This is a genomic window from Bacillus sp. AFS018417 (genome assembly GCF_002560985.1).
Lineage (GTDB): Bacteria > Bacillota > Bacilli > Bacillales > Bacillaceae_G > Bacillus_A > Bacillus_A rhizoplanae.
The window spans coordinates 1-1,945 of the sequence record NZ_NTTM01000127.1 but is presented as its reverse complement, the minus strand read 5'-3'; the positions used below and the strand labels follow the sequence as shown (position 1 = coordinate 1,945).

The window sequence follows — 1,945 nt, the reverse complement described above, 5'->3', positions numbered from 1 at the left end:
TAGTATATGAAGCTATACAACAAGACACCCAAGAAGTATCAAAAATTTTTATTCGTCTGTTTGACCTCTTACAGAAAAACGAACGGAAATCCCATCGATATGAGAAAAAGACAGTCTTTGATATTTTAGGTGTTGTTTATCAGTGCACTGTATCCAATCTAAAGCAGAAAACTGCATAACCTTTAAAAATACACCTTATCAAGGTTTATTTGGAATGCGTATTTTTAGAAACAAATAAACAAAATATCAAGCATGTAGGCAGCAAGAACGGAAGTTCATGAAATACCCAACCTTAGCTTGATGGGCATGGGGTACTTACAATAATTTTACCAACTTCTGTTATGTTCATATTTGAAGGGTTAGCAAAACAAAATCTATATTGGAGTATTCTTCAAATGTTTTTAGCGTATGGAAGTTTAGCTTTACTTTTCTTATGGTATAACAAAATGGAAAATATAAAGAATAAAGTGTAAAGAGGATTAAGCAGTATTCTAAATTGAGAGTGGGAAAATGGAAAAAGAAAAGCGAAACTGGTTATCATTATTGGATTCTGCGTGTTTTATATTACTTGGCACACTGTCAGTTGGAATGATTGCGGTATTTAACTTACAAAGTGGAATATATACAGAACTGAATTATGTAACGTTTGTTTTTATAATTTTATTTTTATTATTTTCAGGAATCATGGGTATAACAGAAAAAGAAGAACGATTTAAAAAATTTGGGTACTTGTATTTTGGGTGTGCATTTTTATTTATATGTGCAGGGCTACTGTTAATTTGGTAAAGGTCGTGTGAATATGAAATTCTTTTGTTCTTCTTCTTTCTGTTTTGGTTTTGTAGTTGGATTAGGATTTTAATATTTACAAAGAAAAAGTAACTGCAGCGGTTACTTTTTTTCTTTGCGCAATAAGGGACTTTTTAAAGATAATTCTCTTTGGGTATTTGTTAATAAGGAATCTATTTGTGATTTATAAGGGGTAGGAATGATGTAATGCATAAGGTTTGTGGGAGAAGGATGGTGTTCGGAACCGTTTGGACATTCGGGATCTGCATTTGTAAGCTTGTCCTGTACACGGCGCGTGAATAAAATGTGACCAATTTCATGTGCGAGTGTGTACATGTTCTTCCAAGCTGAAGCGGCGTTTGTTAATACAATGTAACCTTTAATTTGTTTATTAGTTGATAAAGAATAGGCACAAGCGATAACGGATTGTTCTTGAAAATAATCACTACCGATATAACAAATATAAATATCACTTTGCGATGCACGTTCGGTACATTCAGCAAATAAAGAAGTCAACTTTGGTTGTGATTTTAGTGAAGACATGTAACTAATTTCACCGTCATGAAAACGATAGGGTTCGTCTAACGTTCTGATATCTTCAATTTGAAATACGATAGGATGCCAAATATATTCAGTAATTGTAATATCCCTAGCAATCCGGTCTTTATCAATATTCGCTCCAGGAGCGATGCAAACACATATGTTAACGTAAGGACACATATGAGACACCTCAAATATAGTGAATTTTTCTGACGAGATAAAAAGAAAATATCTTTAACGATTGAAAAGAGGAGGAATAAATGTTTTTAATGTATCTACAGTATTTTTTGAGCGCATCATGTATGGGGAATATTCTTTATTTGATAAAAGATGCGGCAACATATCATCATCTTTGTTAAGTAAATTTCCAAAATTTGTTAGCATATGAGTAAATTGTTCATCCGTAATCATACCGCTCGTGTGCCAATAGCACATCATCGCATAGGCAATGGAGCTTGTATCGACGTTTACGTTTATATTAACATGGGAGTTTCCGCTGTTTGAAATATTTGAGCCGTTTTCTGGTAGCATGATAAAACCTCCTTACAAAAATAGGCTACGTTTTAGTAGCCTAATCGTATTTGTCTCGATTATAGTTGTTTTGATTTGAGTAATTTTG

General features: G+C 33.1%; 3 protein-coding genes and 1 pseudogene. 2 read left to right on the top strand and 2 right to left on the bottom strand.

Going from position 1 to position 1,945, the window contains the following annotated elements:
• Both CN326_RS23820 and CN326_RS23815 read left to right on the top strand, forming a co-directional pair.
• Nucleotides 1-179: pseudogene (locus CN326_RS23820) on the top strand (IS4 family transposase); the annotation flags it as partial.
• A gap of 331 nt (nt 180-510) precedes the next feature.
• The gene (locus CN326_RS23815; RefSeq protein WP_098311386.1) at nt 511-786 is read left to right on the top strand and encodes a hypothetical protein; all 276 of its coding nucleotides are present in this window, start codon (nt 511-513) and stop codon (nt 784-786) included.
• Between the two features lie 102 nt (nt 787-888).
• On the opposite strand, the gene CN326_RS23810 is transcribed toward CN326_RS23815, so the two are convergent.
• Nucleotides 889-1,506 carry an ImmA/IrrE family metallo-endopeptidase gene (locus tag CN326_RS23810; protein WP_098311385.1) on the bottom strand — a complete coding sequence of 206 codons (618 nt, stop codon included), beginning with the start codon at nt 1,504-1,506 and terminating at the stop codon, nt 889-891.
• Between the two features lie 54 nt (nt 1,507-1,560).
• The gene (locus CN326_RS23805) at nt 1,561-1,857 is read right to left on the bottom strand and encodes a hypothetical protein (RefSeq protein WP_098311384.1); all 297 of its coding nucleotides are present in this window, start codon (nt 1,855-1,857) and stop codon (nt 1,561-1,563) included.
• Between the last annotated feature and the right edge of the window lie 88 nt (nt 1,858-1,945).